The 3972-nt window shown below is 43.7% G+C and carries 7 protein-coding genes; 3 read left to right on the forward strand and 4 right to left on the reverse strand.

The window, feature by feature from the left end; translation table 11 throughout:
- Positions 1-100 precede the first annotated feature (100 nt).
- Complete coding sequence (locus tag F6K38_RS36740; RefSeq protein WP_287359956.1) at positions 101-1063, forward strand: hypothetical protein; 963 nt, start codon at positions 101-103, stop codon at positions 1061-1063.
- Between the two features lie 82 nt (positions 1064-1145).
- Here F6K38_RS36740 and F6K38_RS36745 read toward each other — a convergent pair whose 3' ends face one another.
- Complete coding sequence (locus F6K38_RS36745; protein WP_193431486.1) at positions 1146-1364, reverse strand: helix-turn-helix domain-containing protein; 219 nt, start codon at positions 1362-1364, stop codon at positions 1146-1148.
- 203 nt (positions 1365-1567) lie between these two features.
- Positions 1568-1933, reverse strand: a complete 366-nt coding sequence (locus F6K38_RS36750; protein WP_071105436.1) for a hypothetical protein — start codon at positions 1931-1933, stop codon at positions 1568-1570.
- Positions 1934-2140: 207 nt separating this feature from the next.
- Here F6K38_RS36750 and F6K38_RS36755 point away from each other — a divergent pair, with 207 nt between their 5' ends.
- Complete coding sequence (locus F6K38_RS36755) at positions 2141-2944, forward strand: class I SAM-dependent methyltransferase (RefSeq protein WP_287359958.1); 804 nt, start codon at positions 2141-2143, stop codon at positions 2942-2944.
- A 72-nt stretch (positions 2945-3016) separates the two neighbouring features.
- Here F6K38_RS36755 and F6K38_RS36760 read toward each other — a convergent pair whose 3' ends face one another.
- Positions 3017-3214, reverse strand: a complete 198-nt coding sequence (locus F6K38_RS36760) for a hypothetical protein (RefSeq protein WP_287359960.1) — start codon at positions 3212-3214, stop codon at positions 3017-3019.
- Between the two features lie 126 nt (positions 3215-3340).
- Between F6K38_RS36760 and F6K38_RS36765 the strand changes: the two genes are divergently transcribed.
- A complete protein-coding gene (locus F6K38_RS36765) occupies positions 3341-3736 on the forward strand; it encodes a hypothetical protein (protein WP_287359961.1) in 396 nt (131 codons plus the stop codon).
- An 86-nt stretch (positions 3737-3822) separates the two neighbouring features.
- On the opposite strand, the gene F6K38_RS43750 is transcribed toward F6K38_RS36765, so the two are convergent.
- The coding region (locus F6K38_RS43750; RefSeq protein WP_353737260.1) for a peptidase inhibitor family I36 protein at positions 3823-3972 on the reverse strand (150 nt) is incomplete at its 5' end.

Below are 3972 nucleotides of genomic sequence, written 5' to 3' on the forward strand. Positions count from 1 at the left end.
CTACTCCCTACCAGGAATCCATGATCGCGGTCGGGTAGGGTACGCGATCGCATAAACTGATGGAATCATCTATAAAATTCCATAAAAGAGAGGGTGATCCGTGGCTACTGACTACATTTTGTTTATACATGGTGTCAATACTCGCCAAGATCGAGAAACACCCCAATACGCTGACAAGCTTTTCGATCTGATTCAAATTAATGTTGAGTCATCCATTCAACTCAAAAAGATCCCTCTGTACTGGGGCAATGTGGTGATTGAGCAGGAGAAGGAACTCCTAGGAGCATTGAAGGCATCGAAGGTGTGGAATGAGTTCTGGTTCAGAGACTTCCGTAAAAAGCAAATCTTACAATTCGTTGGAGACGCGGCTCTCTACCTCAGCAGACATGTTAGTTCTCTGGCTATTGAGCAGATGAGTACACAAGCTTATCAGGGATTGGAGGGATACCAAGATGATGACCGTTTGCACCTAGTTACTCACAGTTGGGGAACGATTATCCTATTTGATGTGTTGTTTGCTAGTCGATGGGATGACCCAACTATACCCGGTCATCAGAGTATTCAGGAGATTCGCAAAAGCATTTTGGGCATCGAATCTGAGCAAGACAGTGCCATTCCTCTGGCTAGTGTTCATACCATGGGTTCACCGATTGCCCTATTTACTCTGATCCATATTGTTGGCAAAACCAGAGAGGGGAGTACCCATGATATTAGTTCCAAACTAAAGGAGCTACTGGCAAGTCTGACTCAACAAGGAGTGGGGTTACCCTGGCAAAACTTTTTACATCCGGGGGATCCCATTGCTTGGCCCCTAGAAGGAGTGTTGCCAAAATTAGTAGATGAGTATGACAAAGTCATCAAACTTGAAGATGTACTTACCTACGGTTCTGGATTCTTAGAAAATGTCGCTAAACCCGTGCAATCGACATTTTTAGCGTTAATCAATGGTGGGAGTGCTCACGGCAGCTACTGGACTAGTGAAAAGGTGGCTAAAAAAATTGCAGAGACCATTCACCAGACAGCTAAAGGCTCCTATATTTTGGGCTCATCCATGAAGCCCTGATGGCTAAGGCTCAGGGAAAATTACCGATTACCGGTTACCGATTACCAATTACCGATTACCGATTACCGGTAAATTTACCGCTTTAGGGATCTTGTTCATCCTCTTGATAGACTATCAAGTCCCCTGGTTGGCACTTGAGTGCTTTGCACAGGGAGTTGAGTTTGTCTTCGTCAATTCTAGGTAGACGACGATGCCGTTTTAGCCTGGAAACGGAGTTAGGATGCTTTCCAATCATCTCAGCTAGGTCTTTATTGCTGATGTTGCGCTCAGCCATGACTACTGCCAATTTCCAGTGAATCACCACTTTAGTGTTTAACCTCTTACCATACTAAACGTTCGTTACGTTTGATTGTAACCTCTCGCAGCACGAATTGTTGAAAATAATACTTCTATAATTTTTTTTTAAACTTAAAGTGTTGACAAACTGGCAAAGATAGGATATAGTATAAAAGTACGCAGTTACAGTGATTGGCAATTCCCTCGCCAGCACAAAGCGATCGCACTCTATGGCTCGACAACCTCTGTGCGATCGCTATTCCACCACCAAGAAAATAAGGTGATATTTACATGGTAAACCCACGTTCCTGTCTTGATGCAGTCGCTCATGGGGGAAACCCCCAAGACCGCGCTGCATCGCTCCCAGAGCTCATCAAAGCTCCAATCTATGATGTCCCTCAGGGCAAAACCCCAGTCCGCCTCCTCGCCTGTGGTGTACCCAAAGGTGTAGAGAGTGTGATTAACCAATTGCACGTGCTTCGCTTTGCCGAAGTCATAGCCTGGACCCCGCCGATTCCTTCCCCTGTCGAGGGTGAGATCATCCGGATTCTGACGCGCCATATTAATTTGAGGCAATAGGTTTAGGGTAAGCATTTAGCGATCAGCGATCAGCGATCAGTTATCAGTTATTAGCGATCAGCTGTCAGCTGACAGCTGATCGCTTATGGGTTAGGTCACAGGCTGGAAGCCTGTGCCACCCTACTTGAGGTGCTTTTGAATAAAATAAGCTGACCGCTTACCGCTGACCGCTGATGGCTGACCGCTGACCGCTGACCGCTGACCGCTGAATGCTCACGCAATATGACTAATAAAAATCAATGGAATGCTGATGATTATGCTAAGAATTCCTCAGCACAGCTCAATTGGGCAAAAGAACTAATTGAAAAGCTCTCACTAATCGGTAACGAAACCCTCCTGGATATTGGTTGTGGAGACGGAAAGATTACTGCTGAATTTGCCAGTATTATTAAAAACGGTAGTGTTTTAGGAATTGATTCATCCCAGACCATGGTTGAGTTAGCTCGAAAAACATTTCCAGCAGTAAAGTATCCTAATTTAGAGTTTAAATTTATGGATGCTACATCGATTAACCTAAACCATAGCTTTGATGTTGTCTTTTCTAATGCTGTATTACATTGGATCAATGACCATGGGTCAGTTTTGAAAGGAGTTCGTAATCACCTTAAACCTCACGGAAAATTACTGTTTCAGATGGGAGGTAAAGGTAATGCTAGGGAATTACTACTGATAATCGAAGAAGTTATCACTTATACAGACTGGAAAGAGTATTTTATAGACTTTACCTTTCCCTATTCATTTTATGGTATTGAAGACTATCAAACATGGTTACCGGAAAATGGATTTAAAGCTGAACGTTTGCAGTTAATTCCTAAAGATATGCAGCATCAAGGCAAAGAAGGATTGAAAGGATGGTTAAGAACAACGTGGTTTCCCTATACCAATAGACTGCCTCAGGAGTTGAAAGAAACATTTTTGAATACTGTTGTGGATAGGTACATCGAGCATTATCCAATAGATAGTCAAGGCTTGACTCATGTCAAGATGGTTCGGTTGGAGGTTGAGGCTTATGGTATCGAGAGGTAAGCATTCAGCTATCAGCTATCAGCCGTCAGCTATCAGTTATCAGCTATTAGCTATTAGTTATTAGCTTATGGGTTAGGTCACAGGCTGGAAGCCTGTGCCACTTTGAGGTGCTTTTGAATAAAATAAGCTGACGACTGTTCGCGTAGCGTGAGCTTTTAGCTCACGGCTGACGGCTGACGGCTGACCACTGACCGCTGACCACTGACCACTGACCACTGACCACTGACCACTGACCACTGACCGCTTACTGGTCTTGAAAATTTCCTGCATAATTCTTGGTGATTAACCCGATAAGTCTATAGATACTTAGAAATCAGCTATTAGCACTCAGCATTGAGCAGCTAGTGCCTTAGCTGAATGCTTACCTTGTCAACCTTGAGAATCGGGTGTTAATCGATGTCACAGAAAAACAATACCGTTACTGGTGATCAGGCCAAACCAATTATTGTTGATACTTACCGATATCAGTCCGAATACTACCATAACCGTCACCCATTAACCAATCGTCAAAGGCCAACCATTAACCGTCAAGGCTCAACCATTAACCGTCACCCAATTTCCGTCAACCGTGAAGAGCAAACCATTAACCGTCACCCATTTATTGGTGATCCTAATGTGTTTTGGTTTTCAGAAATGGGCAGTGAGTGGAGTGCGACCATTAGAGAGGCGTGCTGGGAAACTATTAAAGAACCGATTGAAGAACAAGAGGATTTATCTAGGGATAAGAAAGGGGTTTCTACAATTTTATCAGCTTTGGCTTTATTAGGGATGATTGCTCTGGCTATTATTTAAAAAATTGCTATGGTTTTAGGGAGTAGCTAAAGGGATAGGAGGTGTGGTAATAGTGTGGGGAGATGGGCTTATGGGGCAGATTTTTATTAAGAGTAATTATGGGTCGATGATGTTACAACCCTAGAAGAAATTTCAGTGCGATCGCTTCCAGTTTCACTCCCGTCAAAATCATATCTAGTCCCAGAGCCACCTGCATCACCCCAAACACAAAACCAAGCACTCTTAGAGTGACGGGT

Origin of the sequence: Moorena sp. SIO3B2 (assembly GCF_010692525.1) — a bacterium.
Classification (GTDB): Bacteria; Cyanobacteriota; Cyanobacteriia; order Cyanobacteriales; family Coleofasciculaceae; genus Moorena; species Moorena producens.

What these genes read in the sequence shown, in the direction of transcription:
- F6K38_RS36750 (WP_071105436.1), bottom strand. Translation starts at nt 1,933, where the DNA reads ATGCTTACCCTAAACCTATTGCCTCAAATTAATATGGCGCGTCAGAAT.
- F6K38_RS36760 (WP_287359960.1), bottom strand. Translation starts at nt 3,214, where the DNA reads ATGCAGGAAATTTTCAAGACCAGTAAGCGGTCAGTGGTCAGTGGTCAG.
- F6K38_RS36765 (WP_287359961.1), top strand. Translation starts at nt 3,341, where the DNA reads ATGTCACAGAAAAACAATACCGTTACTGGTGATCAGGCCAAACCAATT.
- F6K38_RS36755 (WP_287359958.1), top strand. Translation starts at nt 2,141, where the DNA reads ATGACTAATAAAAATCAATGGAATGCTGATGATTATGCTAAGAATTCC.